This window comes from Mucilaginibacter sp. A3364 (genome assembly GCF_059690715.1).
The window spans coordinates 415363-432028 of sequence record NZ_JCAWED010000002.1; the positions used below are offsets into that span (position 1 = coordinate 415363).

At 48.1% G+C, this 16666-nt stretch carries 13 protein-coding genes; 5 read left to right on the forward strand and 8 right to left on the reverse strand.

Annotation, left to right across the window (positions count from 1 at the left end):
- Nucleotides 1–232 precede the first annotated feature (232 nt).
- The 6 genes from AC59JT_RS14415 to AC59JT_RS14440 all read right to left on the reverse strand — a co-directional run bounded on the left by AC59JT_RS14415 (nt 233) and on the right by AC59JT_RS14440 (nt 8216).
- On the reverse strand, nt 233–1666 hold the full coding sequence (locus AC59JT_RS14415; protein WP_497400102.1) for a TolC family protein: 1434 nt from the start codon (nt 1664–1666) through the stop codon (nt 233–235).
- Nucleotides 1659–4823, reverse strand: coding sequence for an efflux RND transporter permease subunit (locus AC59JT_RS14420; RefSeq protein WP_497400104.1), 3165 nt, complete (start codon nt 4821–4823; stop codon nt 1659–1661). Before AC59JT_RS14420 ends, AC59JT_RS14415 begins: the two co-directional genes overlap by 8 nt.
- A 21-nt stretch (nt 4824–4844) precedes the next feature.
- Complete coding sequence (locus tag AC59JT_RS14425; RefSeq protein ID WP_497400106.1) at nt 4845–5927, reverse strand: efflux RND transporter periplasmic adaptor subunit; 1083 nt, start codon at nt 5925–5927, stop codon at nt 4845–4847.
- Nucleotides 5928–6138: 211 nt separating this feature from the next.
- Nucleotides 6139–6537, reverse strand: a complete 399-nt coding sequence (locus tag AC59JT_RS14430) for a hypothetical protein (RefSeq protein ID WP_497400108.1) — start codon at nt 6535–6537, stop codon at nt 6139–6141.
- A gap of 226 nt (nt 6538–6763) precedes the next feature.
- Complete coding sequence (locus tag AC59JT_RS14435) at nt 6764–7327, reverse strand: hypothetical protein (protein WP_497400110.1); 564 nt, start codon at nt 7325–7327, stop codon at nt 6764–6766.
- A 304-nt stretch (nt 7328–7631) separates the two neighbouring features.
- The gene (locus tag AC59JT_RS14440; protein ID WP_497400112.1) at nt 7632–8216 is read right to left on the reverse strand and encodes a hypothetical protein; all 585 of its coding nucleotides are present in this window, start codon (nt 8214–8216) and stop codon (nt 7632–7634) included.
- 249 nt (nt 8217–8465) lie between these two features.
- On the opposite strand from AC59JT_RS14440, the gene AC59JT_RS14445 reads away from it, so the two are divergent.
- Nucleotides 8466–9881 (forward strand): glycoside hydrolase family 76 protein, encoded by a 1416-nt coding sequence (locus AC59JT_RS14445; protein WP_497400114.1) that lies wholly within the window; start codon nt 8466–8468, stop codon nt 9879–9881.
- Between the two features lie 79 nt (nt 9882–9960).
- On the opposite strand, the gene AC59JT_RS14450 is transcribed toward AC59JT_RS14445, so the two are convergent.
- Together AC59JT_RS14450 and AC59JT_RS14455 are read right to left on the reverse strand one after the other, a co-directional pair.
- Nucleotides 9961–11280 carry a hypothetical protein gene (locus AC59JT_RS14450; RefSeq protein ID WP_497400116.1) on the reverse strand — a complete coding sequence of 440 codons (1320 nt, stop codon included), beginning with the start codon at nt 11278–11280 and terminating at the stop codon, nt 9961–9963.
- Nucleotides 11277–13385: an alpha-galactosidase gene (locus AC59JT_RS14455; protein WP_497400118.1), complete on the reverse strand. Its 2109-nt coding sequence runs from the start codon at nt 13383–13385 to the stop codon at nt 11277–11279. The genes AC59JT_RS14450 and AC59JT_RS14455 overlap by 4 nt, the downstream gene beginning before the upstream one ends.
- Before the next feature lie 328 nt (nt 13386–13713).
- On the opposite strand from AC59JT_RS14455, the gene AC59JT_RS14460 reads away from it, so the two are divergent.
- The 4 genes from AC59JT_RS14460 to AC59JT_RS14475 all read left to right on the forward strand — a co-directional run bounded on the left by AC59JT_RS14460 (nt 13714) and on the right by AC59JT_RS14475 (nt 16655).
- Nucleotides 13714–14052 (forward strand): ArsR/SmtB family transcription factor, encoded by a 339-nt coding sequence (locus AC59JT_RS14460; protein WP_497400120.1) that lies wholly within the window; start codon nt 13714–13716, stop codon nt 14050–14052.
- Nucleotides 14049–14555: an SRPBCC family protein gene (locus tag AC59JT_RS14465; protein WP_497400122.1), complete on the forward strand. Its 507-nt coding sequence runs from the start codon at nt 14049–14051 to the stop codon at nt 14553–14555. The genes AC59JT_RS14460 and AC59JT_RS14465 overlap by 4 nt, the downstream gene beginning before the upstream one ends.
- Nucleotides 14556–14808: 253 nt before the next feature.
- Nucleotides 14809–15933 (forward strand): three-Cys-motif partner protein TcmP, encoded by a 1125-nt coding sequence (gene tcmP, locus AC59JT_RS14470; RefSeq protein WP_497400124.1) that lies wholly within the window; start codon nt 14809–14811, stop codon nt 15931–15933.
- 2 nt (nt 15934–15935) lie between these two features.
- On the forward strand, nt 15936–16655 hold the full coding sequence (locus tag AC59JT_RS14475) for a DUF5131 family protein (protein WP_497400126.1): 720 nt from the start codon (nt 15936–15938) through the stop codon (nt 16653–16655).
- Nucleotides 16656–16666: the final 11 nt, after the last annotated feature.

Genomic DNA, 16666 nt, shown 5'->3' on the forward strand with positions numbered 1-16666 from the left:
ATGATGTGCAGATGTGCGGATATGCAGATGTGCAAATTGCAGTAGGTCAACAAATCACCGCGAAAAATAACCCCGGAACCGCGGGGAGCGAAACGATACTTACACCAGCAGGCAACAATTTATAGACCACACCAATGTGCCTGTGGTTTTGCGTAAGTACCGCTCCGCTCCCCGCAGCCCGGGGTTATCGAAGTGTAAGGCGGACAAACATACACTTAACAAAAAACCGCCCTTACTTCCAGCCGCCGCCCAGGTCGCGGTATACGCGGGTTACGGCGTTTAACTGCTTCTGCTTGGTTTCTATCAGTTCAAGCTTGGCCTCAAGGGCATCTCGCTGGGTCATTAAAACCTCTAAGTAATCAGCTCTCGCGGCGCGGAACAGGTCGTTCGAGATATCTATCGAACGGTTGAGCGCAGCCACCTGCTGTTGCTTTAAACTGTAGCTTTTTTGCAGATTGCCCACAGCCGAAAGTTGGTTTGCAACCTCGATGTAAGCGTTTAGCACTGTTTTTTCGTAATTGTACAAAGCCTGTAACTGCTTCGCGTTAGCATTTTTAAATTCGGCCTTGATGGCGTTGCGATTGATCAGCGGACCGGCAATATCGCCCACCAACGAGTATAAAATAGACTCGGGGAAGGTTACCAGGTACGATGGTTTAAAAGCCTGCACACCTACCGCTGCCGATATATTCAGCGATGGATAAAACTCGGCCCTGGCAACTTTTACATCCAGTTTAGCGGCGGCCAGTTCCAACTCGGCTTGTTTAATATCCGGGCGCCGGGCCATCAGTTGCGATGGGATGCCCGCGCTAACCGTTGCCGGGTTCAGGCTCAAAAATTCGCCGCTGTAGCGTTGCACATGCTGCGGGTATCGCGCCAGCAAAAAGTTAATTTTATTTTCGGCTTCCTGTATCTGCTGCGCGATGTCAAACTCCAGGCTTTGCGATTTTAAAACCTCCGCCTGGAACTTTTGTACCGCCAGTTCGTTGGCACGTGCCGCCTGCTTTTGCGCTTTAATAATTTCCAGCGCGTTTTTTTGCAGGCTGATGTTTTGCTGCACTACCGATAGTTGGTTATCTAAAGCCAAAAGCTCGTAATACGACGCCGATACCTCGCCCACCAAACTGGTGATCACAAAGTTTTTACCCTCAACGGTTGACAGGTAGCGGATAACGGCTGCCTTTTTAGCGTTGCGCAGTTTCTTCCAAACGTCAACCTCCCAGTTGGCCTGGATGGCCGCGGTAAAATCGGGCAGCGGGTCGGGCGTCTCGCGGCCCGGCTCTATCTCGGTGGTGGCATCACCGGCACCCTGGCTGGTGTAACGGCCTACTTTTTCCACGCCTGCGCCTATCCGCGCCTCCACCGTTGGCACCAATTTGCCGTGGCGAAGCTTGATATCGTTTTGCGCCATTTCAACCTCCTGCAAGGTGGTTAGCAGTTCCTGGTTGTTTTTAAGGGCGGTATCTATCAGCGTTATTAAATTATTATCGGTAATAAAGTTGCGCCATGGCTGGGCGGCAACATTGGTAGTATCGCCACCGTTGGCATAGCCCTGCGGCACGGCGATGTTGGCCTCGCGTTGCGTAACGGCCGGTATTTTACAGCCTGCGGCGGCCAGGCAAAGGCCGGCCACTACTAAGCTTTTATATATGCTGTGCTTATACATTATGATCAATTTCTTCGGTTAACGGATTCTCATCTTCGTGTTTAGGCTGGTAACGCTCGGCTATGCGGCCAAATATGTAGTACAGGCCCGGGATAATTAATACCCCGAACACGGTACCGAATATCATACCTCCGGCGGCAGCCGAACCAATGGTACGGTTACCAATAGCACCCGGACCGGTAGCGAATACCAACGGTATCAAGCCGGCGATGAACGCGAACGAGGTCATCAAAATTGGCCTGAACCTTACGGCAGAACCTTCGATAGCGGCCTGCAATACCGTTGAGCCTGCACGATGCTTCTGCACCGCGAACTCCACGATCAATACCGCGTTTTTACCCAGCAAACCAATGAGCATTACCATGGCTACCTGCGCGTAAATGTTATTCTCTAACCCGGTTATCTTCAGCAACAAAAAAGCGCCGAAAATACCCGCAGGTAAGGATAGAATAACCGGGAACGGCAGCAGGAAGCTTTCATACTGCGCAGCCAGTAACAGGTAAACAAAGCCCAAACAAATCAGGAAGATGTAGATAGCCTGGTTACCACGCGCCACTTCATCGGCAGATATACCTGCCCAGGCAATACCAAAGCCACGTGGCAGCTTAGCCGCCGCAACCTCGTTAACGGCGTTGATAGCCGCGCCGCTACTGTAACCGGGGGCCGCGGCACCGCTTATCTCGGAAGCGTTATACATGTTATGGCGGGTGATCTCTGAAAGACCGTAAACTTTCTCCAAATGCATAAAGGCCGAGAAAGGCACCATTTCATCCTTGTCATTCTTAACATACAGCTTCAGCACATCCTCAGGTAAGGCACGGTATTGCGGCAGGGCCTGCACCATTACCTTGTACTGGCGGTCGTACTTAATAAAGCTGGTTTCGTAGTTACTACCTATCAGGGTTGATAGCGTGTTCATCGCGTTTTCAATGGTTACGCCTTTTTGCTGCGCGATGTCGTTATCAATGCGCAACATGTATTGCGGGAAACTGGCGCTGTAAAAGGTAAACACCGAAGCAAGCTCGGGGCGTTTTTCCAGTTCGCGCACAAAATCGCGGCTTACGGTTTCCATTTTCTTGTAATCGCCGCTACCAGCTTTATCCAACAAGCGCAACTCAAAACCACCCGCGGCACCATAGCCTGGTACGGCAGGCGGTTGGAAGAATTCGATAGTTGCCCCGGTGATATCTTTTGATTTTTCTTCTATCTCGTTAATAACCTCCTGTACCGAGTGCTTACGGTCTTCCCAGCTTTTCAAGTTGATCAAACAGGTACCCGAGTTAGCGCCTGTACCTTCTGTTAATATCTCGTAACCGGCCAGTGATGATACCGATTTTACGTCTTCAATACCTTCGGCAATTTTTTGCAGGCGTTCAGATATCTGGTTGGTACGCTCCAATGACGAACCCGGCGGCGTTTGTATTACCGCGTAAAACATACCCTGATCTTCGTTAGGGATAAAGCCTGCCGGTACGCTGTTGTTCAGGAAGAATATACCCGTACAAAAACCTATCAGCATTAAAAACGTAAGCGAACGGCGGTTAACAATTTTAGTTAACACATTTTGATACCTGCCCGCAACGCGGTTAAACCAGCGGTTAAAAGCATCAAGGCCTTTATCCAACACAGATTTCTTCCTGGCTTTACCATGGTTGTTTTTCAGCATCAGGGCGCACAGGGCCGGGGTTAGGGTTAACGCCACTACACCCGACAATATGATGGACGTAGCCATGGTGATGGAGAACTGCCTGTAAAATATACCCACCGGACCAGACATGAACGCTACCGGGATAAATACCGCCGCCATTACAAAGGTGATAGCGATAATAGCGCCGCTAATTTCGTGCATGGCCGCCTGCGTGGCTTTCAATGGCGATAGGTGCTTCTCTTCCATATTGGCGTGTACGGCCTCAATTACCACGATGGCGTTGTCCACTACAATACCGATGGCCAGTACCAGCGCGAAGAGCGTAATCAGGTTCAATGTTATGCCGAAATACTGCATAAACATGAACGTACCTATCAACGATACCGGCACCGCGATGGCGGGGATTAGGGTTGATCGCCAGTCGCCCAGGAAGATGAATACTACAATACCCACCAGGATGAAAGCCTCAACGAGGGTGTGCAGTACTTTTTCTATTGATGCGTCCAAAAACTTAGACACGTCATAACTGATCTCGTAATCCATGCCCTTAGGGAATGAACTTGCTTTGATCTCTTCCAGCTTGGCTTTAACATCTTTGATGGCCTGGCTGGCGTTACTGCCGTACGATTGTTTTAACACGATAGCTGCTGAAGCTTTGCCATTCAGGTTAGAATACAAATCGTAAAACGAGCTACCGAACTCGATAGTAGCTACATCTTTCAGGCGCAATATCTCGCCTTTATTGCTTGATCTGAGGATGATGTTTTCATAACCCTCTTTGGTATTGTACCTGCCGGGATATTTCAATACATACTCAAAAGCTTGCGAGCGCTTGCCCGAGCTTTCGCCCGTTTTACCCGGCGATGCTTCTAAACTTTGTTCATCCAAAGCTTTCATCACCTCATCGGCCGATATCTTGTAGGCCAGCATGCGGTCGGGTTTTAACCAGATACGCATGGCGTACTCGCGGTTACCCAAAATATCGGCGAAGCCCACACCGTCCACACGCTTGAGCTCAGACAGTAAATTAATATCCGCGAAGTTGAACAGGAATTTCTGATCCATTTTAGGATCAGTACTGAACAAGTTTACATACATCAACATGCTCGATTCCTCACGGGTAATTTTAACACCCTCGCGCACTACCAGTGGTGGCAGTTTATTAATTACCGAAGCCACCCGGTTTTGTATAGCTACCGATGCCAGGTTGGGATCTGTACCCAAATTAAATACTACCTGTATGGTGGCCTCACCGTCGTTACCGGCATCGCTGGCCATGTATTTCATGCCGGGTGTACCGTTAATGGCACGCTCTAGCGGTATTAAAACCGATTTGGTCATCAACTCGCCGTTGGCACCGGGGTACTCGGCGGTTACATTCACCTTTGGCGGCGATATGGAAGGGAACTGTGTAATAGGCAAGGTAGTTATCGCCAGCCCGCCCAAAAACACAATCAGGAGCGATATTACGATTGATAATACCGGCCTGCTTATAAATTTATTAAACATTGCTTTCTACGTTTTAAATACCTACTCTGCCTTTAACTGCAGGCTACCAATCACCTCTTTAGGCTGGCGGTATTCTGCCTCTATTTTGTCATCATCCTTCACTTTTTGAACGCCTTCAAGCAATATCTTGTCGCTGGCGGTAATACCGCTGCCTACGATGTATAGGTCGGGCATTTGGCTGGCAATGGTAATGTTGCGGGAGTGTACCACGCCTTTACCGTCCACCACAAAAACGTAAACCTTATCCTGAATCTCGTAAGTAGCTTTTTGCGGGATAACCAGCGCGTTACGCAAAGGAACCGTCATTTGTACTTTGCCGGTTTCGCCGTTACGTAGCAGCCTGTCGGGATTAGGGAATTTAGCGCGGAAGGCAATGTTGCCGGTCTCGCTGTCAAACTCGCTTTCGATGGTTTGCACATCGCCTTTGTATTTTAATAAGGTATTGTTGGCCAGCAGCAGGCCCACTTTGTTATCGGCACGACCTTTTACATCCGTTTCATAGTTCAGATATTCCGGCTCGGAAACGTTGAAGTAGGCAAACATGTTCGAGTTGTCGGACAGGCTGGTTAACAGCGCGCCTTCGTCAACCAGGCTACCTAATTTCAATGGGATACGGTCAATCGTGCCATCAAACGGTGCCCTGATCTCGGTAAACGAAAGGTGGGTTTTAGCCATAGAAGCCGCCGCTTTGGCCTGCGCCAGTTTAGCCTGCGCCATAGCCAGTTCGTTTTTTGATACGATGTCTTTATCGCTTAACGAGCGGGTATTTTGCAGCTCAATTTCGGCTGCTTTGGTTTCGGCCTCGGCACGGTCGGCTTCGGCTTCGTAAACTTTAGGCATGATACGGAACAGCAGCTGACCGGCCTTTACCGCCTGGCCCTCGTCAACATAAATGTTCTGTAAAAAACCTTTCTCCTGCGCCCGTATCTCAATGTTGCGCACCGAGCGTATTTGCGAAACATATTCTTTGGTGTACGAAGTATCCAGCTGCAACGCACTCGTGGTGGTGTATTTGTAGGCTTCTTCCTTCTCTTCTTTTTTTGATGTGCAGCCCGTAGCGTATAACAGCGCGCACAGGCCTATCAGCATTACATTTTTATTCATGATAATTAAGTGTTGTTTAGCAATTAAATTGTTAGATGCCCGGGGCGGGAAATTTGAAACCAGCGCAGGGCCAAAGCGGCGTACGGCGCAGGTAGCTTATGCTAAACCAAAGGTTATTGCTATAAAAATGTAATGGATATTTGCGGCCACCGCAGGCCGCTTAATCACATTGCTCTACCTGTACACGTAACGCGGGGGGAACGTGCGAATATCAGATACGCAATGCGCTTAGTATCGGGCTATAACCCGGGCCAAAAGCCAGCATATGCCCGCGGGGATGCAGGCTTTCTTTTATTTTATCAAAACCAAAAAGCACGAAGGCGGCATACACCATCACTAGCAAACTGCGCGAAGGCATGGCCAGTTTCCTGCCGAAATCAGCGTCCTCATCCTCATCGTCGGCTTTTACTATGTTAAGTTTGTTTTGGGCGGGGGTAGTGGCAGTAATTGCCGCATCGTGATGGGCAAATTCGTCAAAACGTATTACAGGGGCTTTTTCTACAGCGTGCGTTTTTGAATGCCCGTGGTTAAGTGTACGTCCGTGGGCATAGCGGTAGCCGCCAAACAGAAGGAGGCAGCAGCTTACCATATACACGATCAGGGTTTTCACGTTTTAATTGAGTGCAAAATTAGTACCGGGGGCCAAATGTAAAGCATTATTAACATTTTTTAACATACGGTATGTAATATGTTGGTGGCAATTGGGTTTGAGGCGGTTGGGGGATGTGGTGGGTGTTGCTTTTTTTGGGTAGGAGAATCCCCGAGAGATAGCAACTACTAATTGCCCGGCCTTAGCTGGTAAGATAACAGGCTAAGGCCGAAACGAGGCTATAATGCTACAAACTCACCATAATGTATTTTCGTACCCTTGAAGTATAAGCTATGGGTTGAGTTGTTTCGGTTGTAAATCCGGTAATGTTGTCTCTAAATATAAGTGTCAGCATTTTCAGGTCGTCAGATAGCGTGAACTCAACTTTTATTGTGCTCTCGGGAGCTGTAAATGGAGATTTGTACTTGTCGGGCTGATAGTAAAGATAGTTTTTGCCATTTTCAATACGCACGTCGGATGCCGTGTTATCGTTAATCGGGCTTTCGCCGCTTGCGTAGCTTACCGCGGTATAGCTCGGGTTAACTACTAAACCGTCACCAAATAGCAAATAAGCATTAGCGGGAACCGCTTTTGCAAAAGTACCAATCTCTATTGCTCCCGAATAATAAGTATAATAAACCTGCTTCAGGTTTTTGTTGCTGCCCTGGCTTAGTTTATTTAAAAGTATGCCTTGGGGCGTGCTATGGTCATATCCGCGCGGCGACTCTTCCGGCGTTTTGGTTTCAGCCTTTTTACATGAAGAAATTAATAGAAATAAGCAGACAATAGGGAGCAGTAGATTTTTTATCATGATGTGGTTTAAATTTAAGCGAAAGTAAAAAAAATATCCTAATACTCACGCAGCATTTGATAATACAAAGACCGGTAAAGTGCTGGCGTAACGATACCCGGCCCCCGCGCGCCGGCCACGTTAGCGATAGGAAGGGTTAGCCACGACGAAGGAGTGGCCGCAGCGAAGCGGAGCCCTGGATAGCGCGGGCCGCAGGCAACGCCCTACTTTAAATATCAAGTAGCTAGACAATGAAAAGCCCGATGGCTACCTAAAAAGTCCTGCTACCTGATACTAAATACATGATATTAATATGATAACCGTGTCAATGCGCCCATTTAAGGCCTTCAACATTAAATTCCATTTGCTGGTTACCTGATTGGTAAAACTCGGCTTCCAGGATAACTTTTTTGGCCGCTTTACATTTTTTGATGAACTGGCTTGCCGAGTTGATGAATAAAACTTCGGTACTACCGTCGGACGGGCCGCTGCAGCTATAGGTTTTCGGCTTTTCGTCATCAAACTTGGCCCGGATGCTGCAACCGTCGTACGAATTACATAGAAACTGGCCTTTTGATACGATCAGCATCACATCCGTACTGCCTTCTTTATTTCGTATAGAAATTGCAGCTGTAGAACCGCCGTCGTACGGAAATTCAAAATTCAACAACTCGTTGGCCACAACGCGGGCAAAATAGGATGGTTTACCCGCCATCTTATCCTCCTTTTCAGAATATTCCCAGGTGTTTGCAGCCGCCGCATCCGTTGTATCGCTGCCGGCAGCCAAGGTGGTGGTATCTACCAGTGTCGAATCGACAACTAAACTATCTGCAGCCGAAGTGTTTTTATCAGGAGCGTTACAGCCCATTAAATATGCCGCGCAGGCAATAAGAATTAGTTTTTTGTTCATGTTATTGTAATAAGGATAGCACAATATAAACACAATGCAACTACATACCAAATTTTTTAGCATTTTGCCACATACGGTTGGCGTACCTCTAAGCCATTGTTCAATAAACTATCGCGCAACCAAAGTCATAAACCTCAACCCCAACAACTTAACTAAAACAATTTCGGCAACGTTTGCGTATTAAGTAATAATCAATTTATCACCCTCCCGCACCCCCAAACCGGGACTAACCAACAAATCCCTACAATTATGAAAAAAGCATCTATGCTATTTTTAGGTCTTTGCCTTGCCTTTACCTCGTGTAAAAAAAACGGCACCGAACCGCAAACCGAAGCCGAAAAACTCGCCGGCGAGGAAACCGAAACAGTAAAAGCCAACCGCCTTGCCGTAGCAGCTTCTGTTTACTGGAACACCGCCACCGCCAACACCGCCTGGACCGCCTTTAACAACGCCTGCTACAACCCTACCGGCAAACTGTACTACGGCACCACGCAAAAAACCGGCGTGGCCGCCATATGGACCCAGGCCATTTTCTGGGACATGGCCATGGACGTGTACCTGCGCCGCAAACAGGCGGCCGACCTTACCCGCGTTACCGACATGTATACCGGTAACTACAACCAATATGCCGGGTACGACTGGAACAATACCACCGTTTGGTTTATTTATGATGATATTATGTGGTGGGTTATTGCCCTTGCACGCGCCCACCAAATTACGGGCAACGCCACCTATTTGGCCAAGGCCCAATCGGGTTTTGACCGGGTTTGGAACGGATCATACGACCCCGTTGGCGGCGGCATGTACTGGGATTTTAACCACACCGGCAAAAACTCGTGCATTAACTTCCCTACCGTTATTGCGGCCATGCGTTTGTATACCATTACCGGTAACAGCGCTTACCTAACTAAAGCGCAGAACATCTACTCATGGTCGAAAACCAATTTGACTAATACTACCACCGGCAAGGTGTTCGACAATAAAATTGGCAGCAACCCGCCGGGGGGCCAGGCCTATACCTACAACGCGGGCACGGCTATTGGCGCAGCGTATATGCTGTACAAGCAGTCGGGCAATGTGGCTTACCTTGACGATGCCAAACGCTATGCCGATTACGTGAAGAACACCCTTTGCACCAACAGCATACTGCCTGCCGAAGGCGACTTTAACGAACAGGGCACCATGAAGGCCATTTTTGCCAACTACATGATGCAGCTCATCAACGAAGGCAAGCAAACCCAATACCTAAGCTGGATAGAAACCAACGTTGATACCGGCTGGGGCAACCGCGACGCCTCGCGCAACCTAACTTACCGCAACTATGCCGTGCCATGCCCTACCGGCTACATACAAACTTACGAAGCCTGTAGCCTGGTGGCCTTTTTGCAACTGGCGCCGGGTGTGGTGTTTTACCAAAACACGCTGTACGGCGGCACAAGTTCGGGCATATTGCCTAAGGGGAATTACACCATAAGCCAACTACAAGCCCTGGGCTTTGTTAACGACTGGGCATCATCAGTAAAAATTCCACCGGGCTGGACCGTTACCATGTACAAGGATGATAATTTCACGGGCCAATCATGGGTGCTAACGTCTGATACGCCGCACTTCCCTAACCTATCGCCTACGGCTAATGATGTGGTTACTTCGGTGAAGATACAGTAATGAGGTTTTAAAGATTAAAGATTGGTTGAACTATCCAACTGATCTTTAATCTTTACTAACCAATCTTCAATAGCTGACCTTAATCCGCCAGTTCTATAATTACCGGGTGATCGCTTGTGCTTAGTATTACTTCGTTAGTGTTTTTTCGCGTAGCGATAGTTTGTGTGCCCGTGGTTGGGTCATACACATTCGCCCGCTTAAACTTTTTTCCGAGGCTGATTTTTAGCTCGTCGGTGGCGGTGGCGCGTTCATTCCAGATGATGAGATGCAGTTTGCCATTGCTATTTTGCAGCAGCAGATCGTGCACGGTTTCGGGTTGGTTGTATATGTAGTAAGCCAGTGATGTCAGCTTTTTAGGCGTTGCCCTGTCCTGCAATATGGTGGTAAAATTATGCAGGTAGCTGGCTGCTTTGCGTGGCTTATAATCTTTTGTGTAAAAGCCGAAGGTTTGGTTGCCGGCCTCGTCGCTCCTGTCGCGTAGTAAATAGATGGCGGTATGGCTGTAACCGCGTTTAAACTGGGCGAGGTAGAGGTTAAGGTACAGGCGGGCCTGTTTCTCTTCGGTAAAATCGCCACCAATGGTTACGCCGGTTTCGGTAGTAATGCGGGGGAGTTTGGCCAGCTCGTCATCATTATAACCTTTAAACTTTTTGAGCCAGGTGGTGCCGTAGTTGCCGTATAGTCCGTCCACTTTACAGTCCCGTCCGGGTGCTGCAGCGTTCCAGGTTTGGTTATCATACAGGCCCGGGTGCGAAGGGTGCGAAAAGTAATTATGCACATTGGCAGCATCGGCGAAGTGAATATTTCGGCCCGACGGCGTTTCTATATACTGCAGGTTTTGCAGACCCACGTTATCCGTCTGCGCGCCATTCTCGCTGATACTCCATACTGGATATTTACTAAGCGCGGCGTCAAACTTAACCGCGTTATAGAGGTCAGCCTGCAGGTTGGCTACGGCTTGCCAGCTTAGGTTTTTGCCGCCTTTTGTGCCTTTGTAGGTAATTGGCCAGTTATTGGGTTCGTTAACGCCCTCGAAGGCCAGCAACGCATCGGCATCTGCCAGTTGGCGACCACCTTGCAGCAGGCGGGCAATGTCGGTACCGCCACTCATCAAGCCGTAGCTAAATTTAGCCCCCGCCTCCCGGCGCAGGCGCAGGTAATCAGCCATAGGGGCATTCCCTTCATAGCCGCTACGGATCCAGCGCAGGCCGGTGTATTGCATGGCCTCAATGGTTTTATCAATCTTCTCGCCGCGTGATGAGATGGCGCTGTTAACGCCCATGCTATTTAAAAACGTGTTGGTAGCTATGGGCTGCACTGGTATCACCACGAGCTCATTGGCCCCCAGCAACATTACCGAAACGCAGGCCACGGCCAGCAAGCCTAAAGTTCTTTTCATTTCGTCGCCTCTAAAATTTCATAACTATACAGCGCATAAGTATGCTTCCCCGGCAGGGTAAAAAAAGCTTTACCTTCGGCATTGGTGGTAATGGTTTTTTGGGTACCGCTGCCCAGTAAAGGCGTTAGCTTAACCCGCTTGTTGGGCGGAAGCCAGGTTTGCAGTTGGGCGCCGGCGGCGGAAGTATATTCGCGCAGCAAAAGCAAATAGCCTGTGTTGCCTTTAATGGATTGAAAGCCGGTGAAACTTGCCCCGCTTGGTTCATTGCCTATGGGGAATATCCTGCCGGCATGAATATCGGCCTGCAGGCTACGGTATTTTTTAATTACCGGCGCCAGTGCAAAAGCCTTCTCAGGCAAACCCGTAGCCTCAAACCAGGCCAGCGGCTGGGCCATCATGGTCAGCGCGAAGGTGTATTCAAAGCTGATCTTCTGCGGAGCCAGCACATCCCCGGCAGGGTATTTATCGGCGTTGCGCGTGTTGTTTAAAAACTCTATCTGCAGGTTTTGCGCGGGTACGTAGCGCGATAGCATCCAAAGGTTGCGCAGCGTGGTGTGGGGGTAATAGTTGGCCCAGTCGGTGTAGCGGTTTTCCAGGAAAATGTTGCCGTACTCGTTAAAATAATGGTAGCCGTAGCGCCTGCCGGCGGTAACATCCAGGTTAAACATCACGCGGTTATTGCTGGCCGCCATTACCGTATCAAACATATGGCGCAGGTTTACTTCGCCTTGCTTATCCAGCACCTGCACGCCGTCTATCTTAAAAATGTTGATACCCTCGCGGTGCAGGGCCAGCAGGGCATCGGCGTCATTGCGCCAGTGCGCGTAGCTGCTATCCTTGCTGGGGTTAAACCACAGCGCCACCTGCACGCCCAGCTTTTTGCCCAGGGCCACTACAGGCGCCAGCCCGTTCGGGAACTTCACTTTATCGGGCTTCCAGTAATCGGGGTTGCGCCAAATATTGGTTAGCGTGCCGCCCGCGAAAGCCGAGTTAGCCGACCGCCCCGTTTGCCAGCCATCATCAATCTGGAAATGCGTAATACCCAGCCGGTGCGCCGCTTCAATTTCTTTCAGGGTAAAAGCCTCGCCTATATGTTTATCCTGGCTGCGGTCGCCCCAGGTGTTCATCAGTATCATGTCGTCGCGGGTGGGTTGGCGCGTGCGCACCTTTTCCTGGTATTGGCGCAGGGCCGTTAGTCGCCCTATCTCACCGCCGGTGGTAACGCCGGTTGCAAAACCGTAGCAGCGCAGCCATTGGTCGGGTTTAATATCCGCAGGTTGCACGCCAATGCCCACGGCCTGCACGCGCGCCGCCGAAACCAAAAAATCGAAGCCATGAAAACCCAGCTGCACCTCCGCCGCCGGCGATTCCTTCAACACAAAAAGCCCCCTATCTGCCAGTACCTCGTCGGCAAAAAGCAGGTTGCCCGTAAGCCTGCTTTCGGCCCGGTACGGCAGTTCCTCGCGCTGTTGCACCAGGTTGTTATTTTGGTCGGTAATGTCAAAAAATTGCACGGTTTTAATGCGCCAGTTGGCGCCCTGCAGGGTCAGCTGCTCCATCACCGTAACCGGCGAATAGCTTTTTTTGCCCTCGGCCAGGCTCTCAACATTCTTCAAATCAGCCGCCGAAACCATGGCCGAGCCTGCCCAGCTGGCCCTCACCGTGCCGCGCAGGTAAAACGTGCAGGCAATAGCCGGGCAGTCGGGGTAAATTTTAAAAACACGTTTCACTTCCAGTTGGCCCAGCTTGGCGCTGCACTCAGCCCGCAGGTAGGGGCCGCTTATTGCGGTGGCCGCCACCTGCCGCACTTCCAGCTTGCCCGCGCCGGGTTGTACCGCGCCGGCATTGGGTAACACCGCGTCGGGCCGGTCGGCTTTGTAGGCCCAGGTGTGGTTGGTTTGTTTATCGGTAATGCGCAGGGTTTTCAGGTCGCCATGGTTAAACTGGTAGGCCCGGGCCATGCGGCTGTTTTGCAGGGTGAGCACGCCGCCGGTTAAAGTAGCGCTGCATTGGGTTAGTCCGTCCGTCTGCGCCGGCACACTGTTGCCGAATAACAGCAGCAGGCCCGTCAACAAAATCGCTACGCGTACAGGTACTTTAACCATCCGGATGTTTATAATTGCCAGGCGCTAATATAACAAGTGATTGGTTGACTAGTGACTAGTTGATTAGTTTTTGTTGCAGGTTATCAACGCCCTCCCTTGGGAGGAGTGCGCCGGCTTGTGTAGTGGTGGGGAGGGGTTTCTGCGCCGTCCAAATATCCCCGGCACGTTGGCAAAACCCCTCCCTGCCCCTCCCGAGGGAGGGAATCGCGCGGGGCCATTGCACTATTGCGTTCTCGCCATTAAAACCCACGTTAATCATTTTTTTGAAAATAAATTTGCGTAATCAAATGATTACATATATAATTGCGTAACCAAATGATTACACAATATGGCAGCAGAAGCAAGAAGAGATGTTTTCCAGGCAATAGCCGACCCAACCCGGCGCGAAATATTGGGCCATATAGCCTTTACCCCTATGACTTTAAATGCCATTGCCGATAAGTTTGAGATAAGCCGACCGGCAATTTCAAACCACATTAAAATTTTAACCGAGTGTGGTATGGTGGTTATTAAACAGCAGGGGCGCGAGCGTTACTGCGAGGCTAAACTGGATACGCTGGGCGAGGTAAACGACTGGATAGATCAATACCGCCAGTTGTGGATGGAGAAACTCGATTCGTTAGATAAATACATTAAAAAAGTTCAACATAAAAATCAAGCAAAATGATAGATCACACTAAACCGGGGCTTAAAATAGTACGCCATTTTAACGCGCCCAAACAAATTGTATTTGATGCCTTTGCCAATGCCGAAGCCATGGGCGAATGGTGGGGCCCGGCAGGAATGGCGCTAACGGTAAAAACTTTCGACTTTATACCCGGCGGCAGGTTCCATTACAAAATGGAAGCCGGCGAGCAAAGCATGTGGGGCCTTTTTCAATATGTTAACATTAACAACCCCGACCTGATAGAATTTATCAGCTCATTTTCGGACGAAGAGGGCAACATCCGCACCTCGCCCTTCCCGATGGATTTCCCCTTAGAAATATTTAACCAGGTAACGTTCACCGAAGCCACTGGCCGCACTACCTTAACGCTGCAAGGCCACCCGGTAAATGCCACCGCAGCGCAAGAGGAAACCTACCATGCCATTAAAGAAAATATGGAGCAAGGCTTTGGCGGTACCTTTGATAAATTGGATCGTTATATTGAAGCGCGCCTTTCGGTTTAACAAGCACGGAAAAGTCTTTTTACAGGGCGAAGTTTAGCGTGGTGCAAACTTCGTCCTGAATATGTTGCGCTGGTTTGATACAGCCCGCTGCCGCAAGCGTCCTCGCTTGCGGCTTTTTGTTTTGTTACCCAGTTGCTTTATTATTTAGCGCTTACCCACAATCGGGGACGCTTGCGGTAGCGGAGAATGTCTTTTCTAAAAGGTTGATACAAATAAATTTATTGTTAACTTTATTCAACCTAAATTTTAAACCATGGATGATGATTTTTTCAAAGAGCAAACCTCTTCCTCTGAAGTTAAAGCTAAAATAGTTTCAGAATACTTCCCACAATATTGCCGAATCTTACTTAAAAAACCCCAAAAGACAATCAGGTACATTGATCTTTTTGCAGGGCCTGGGAAATACGAAGACCAAAAACATTCAACTCCTTTATTATTAGCGAAAGAATGTGCAGAGGATCCAATATTAAGCGAAAAAGTTCATTTGATATTTAATGACAAAGTATTTGCTAAAGAACTGGAAGAAAATTTCAATTCATTATTTCCGGCGGACACGTTTAAAAACCCACCCAGATTTGGAGATAAAACTGTAGGAGAAGATGATGCAATAAAAAAGTTTTTGAATAAAGAGCCTAGTAAAACGAACCCGAATCCTACTTTACTTTTCTTTGATCCGTTTGGTTATAAGGGTATCGATACATCTATTCTCGCCAAATTTTTAGGGAATTGGGGGAATGAGTTGTTTTTATTTGTTAATATAAAGCGAATAAACCAAGCCGTTTCGGTAGGGAAATTTGATGAAATGATGCAGGCTCTCTTTCCCACGACAATTAATGAATTAAGAAAAAGCCGCCAGTATAAAGCATCGGTACAAGAGAGATTAAATTTGATAATGAATAATTTAGCTGATGAGTTTAATAAAGCGGCGGGAGTCAAACTCTATCATTGTTCGTTTAGATTTCAAGAAGAAGATAGCACAGCCACAAGTCACTACATTATTCATTTTACTAAGAATGACAAAGGATATGAGCTAGTCAAAAATGTGTATCACTCGTATGATAACATTGGTGCAACTTTAGAAAAGGATGGTAATTATACATATGACGCAAAAAAAACGTCAAGCACTAACAATATAAATTTTGGCAATCCGAATATAGATGCGCTATCCGCTCAACTGGTGAATATTTATAATGGTCGACAAGTTACAGCTAAAGCGCTTTATGATGAGCACCAAAAAAATACAAAATTTAGTTGGTCTCATTATACAGATACTTTAAGGAAGATGGTTGAAAATGGAAAAGTAAAAGCTACTTTTACAGACAACGTTAACCACAAAGTTCGTGTTTTACTAACAGATACTTGCATATTGAATTTTTAAAAATGTCAAAATCGTCAATAGAATGGACCGAAATGACCTGGAATCCTACAACGGGTTGTGACAAGCTTTCAGCAGGCTGTAAATTTTGCTATGCCGAAACGATGACGAAAAGGTTGAAGGGGATGGGACAAGAAAAATATAGCCAGGGATTTAAATTTCGAATTCACCCTGCTACATTACTGGTACCATATACTTGGACTAAACCACAGTTGGTATTTGTCAATTCGATGAGTGATCTCTTCCACAAAGATGTGCCGTTAGAGTATGTACAAAGCGTTTTCAAGGTTATGAACGACACTCCACAGCATACATATCAAGTCTTAACAAAACGGGGAGATGTACTAGAAAACTATGCTCCATTTTTAACATTTACACCTAATATTTGGATTGGAGTTAGCGTTGAAGACGATCGCGTGCTAGATAGGATAGATCATTTAAGAAAAGTAAATGCTTACACTCGATTTTTATCTATTGAACCTTTGTTAGATGCACTGCCAAACCTGAATTTGGATGGAATTCATTGGGTTATAGTTGGCGGAGAAAGCGGATTTAAAGCTCGACCAATGGAAAGTAGTTGGGTTGAAGATATTAGATTGCAATGTGAAAATGCTAAAGTCCCTTTTTTCTTTAAACAGTGGGGTGGAAAAAATAAAAAGGCTGCTGGACGCATTTTAAATGGAAGGACTTACGACGAAATGCCTTCCACATTGAAAACCGCATGAGTTGGTTTATT

What these genes read in the sequence shown, in the direction of transcription:
- AC59JT_RS14415 (WP_497400102.1), bottom strand. Translation starts at nt 1,666, where the DNA reads ATGTATAAGCACAGCATATATAAAAGCTTAGTAGTGGCCGGCCTTTGC.
- AC59JT_RS14420 (WP_497400104.1), bottom strand. Translation starts at nt 4,823, where the DNA reads ATGTTTAATAAATTTATAAGCAGGCCGGTATTATCAATCGTAATATCG.
- AC59JT_RS14425 (WP_497400106.1), bottom strand. Translation starts at nt 5,927, where the DNA reads ATGAATAAAAATGTAATGCTGATAGGCCTGTGCGCGCTGTTATACGCT.
- AC59JT_RS14435 (WP_497400110.1), bottom strand. Translation starts at nt 7,327, where the DNA reads ATGATAAAAAATCTACTGCTCCCTATTGTCTGCTTATTTCTATTAATT.
- AC59JT_RS14440 (WP_497400112.1), bottom strand. Translation starts at nt 8,216, where the DNA reads ATGAACAAAAAACTAATTCTTATTGCCTGCGCGGCATATTTAATGGGC.
- AC59JT_RS14445 (WP_497400114.1), top strand. Translation starts at nt 8,466, where the DNA reads ATGAAAAAAGCATCTATGCTATTTTTAGGTCTTTGCCTTGCCTTTACC.
- AC59JT_RS14450 (WP_497400116.1), bottom strand. Translation starts at nt 11,280, where the DNA reads ATGAAAAGAACTTTAGGCTTGCTGGCCGTGGCCTGCGTTTCGGTAATG.
- AC59JT_RS14455 (WP_497400118.1), bottom strand. Translation starts at nt 13,385, where the DNA reads ATGGTTAAAGTACCTGTACGCGTAGCGATTTTGTTGACGGGCCTGCTG.
- AC59JT_RS14460 (WP_497400120.1), top strand. Translation starts at nt 13,714, where the DNA reads ATGGCAGCAGAAGCAAGAAGAGATGTTTTCCAGGCAATAGCCGACCCA.
- AC59JT_RS14465 (WP_497400122.1), top strand. Translation starts at nt 14,049, where the DNA reads ATGATAGATCACACTAAACCGGGGCTTAAAATAGTACGCCATTTTAAC.
- tcmP (WP_497400124.1), top strand. Translation starts at nt 14,809, where the DNA reads ATGGATGATGATTTTTTCAAAGAGCAAACCTCTTCCTCTGAAGTTAAA.
- AC59JT_RS14475 (WP_497400126.1), top strand. Translation starts at nt 15,936, where the DNA reads ATGTCAAAATCGTCAATAGAATGGACCGAAATGACCTGGAATCCTACA.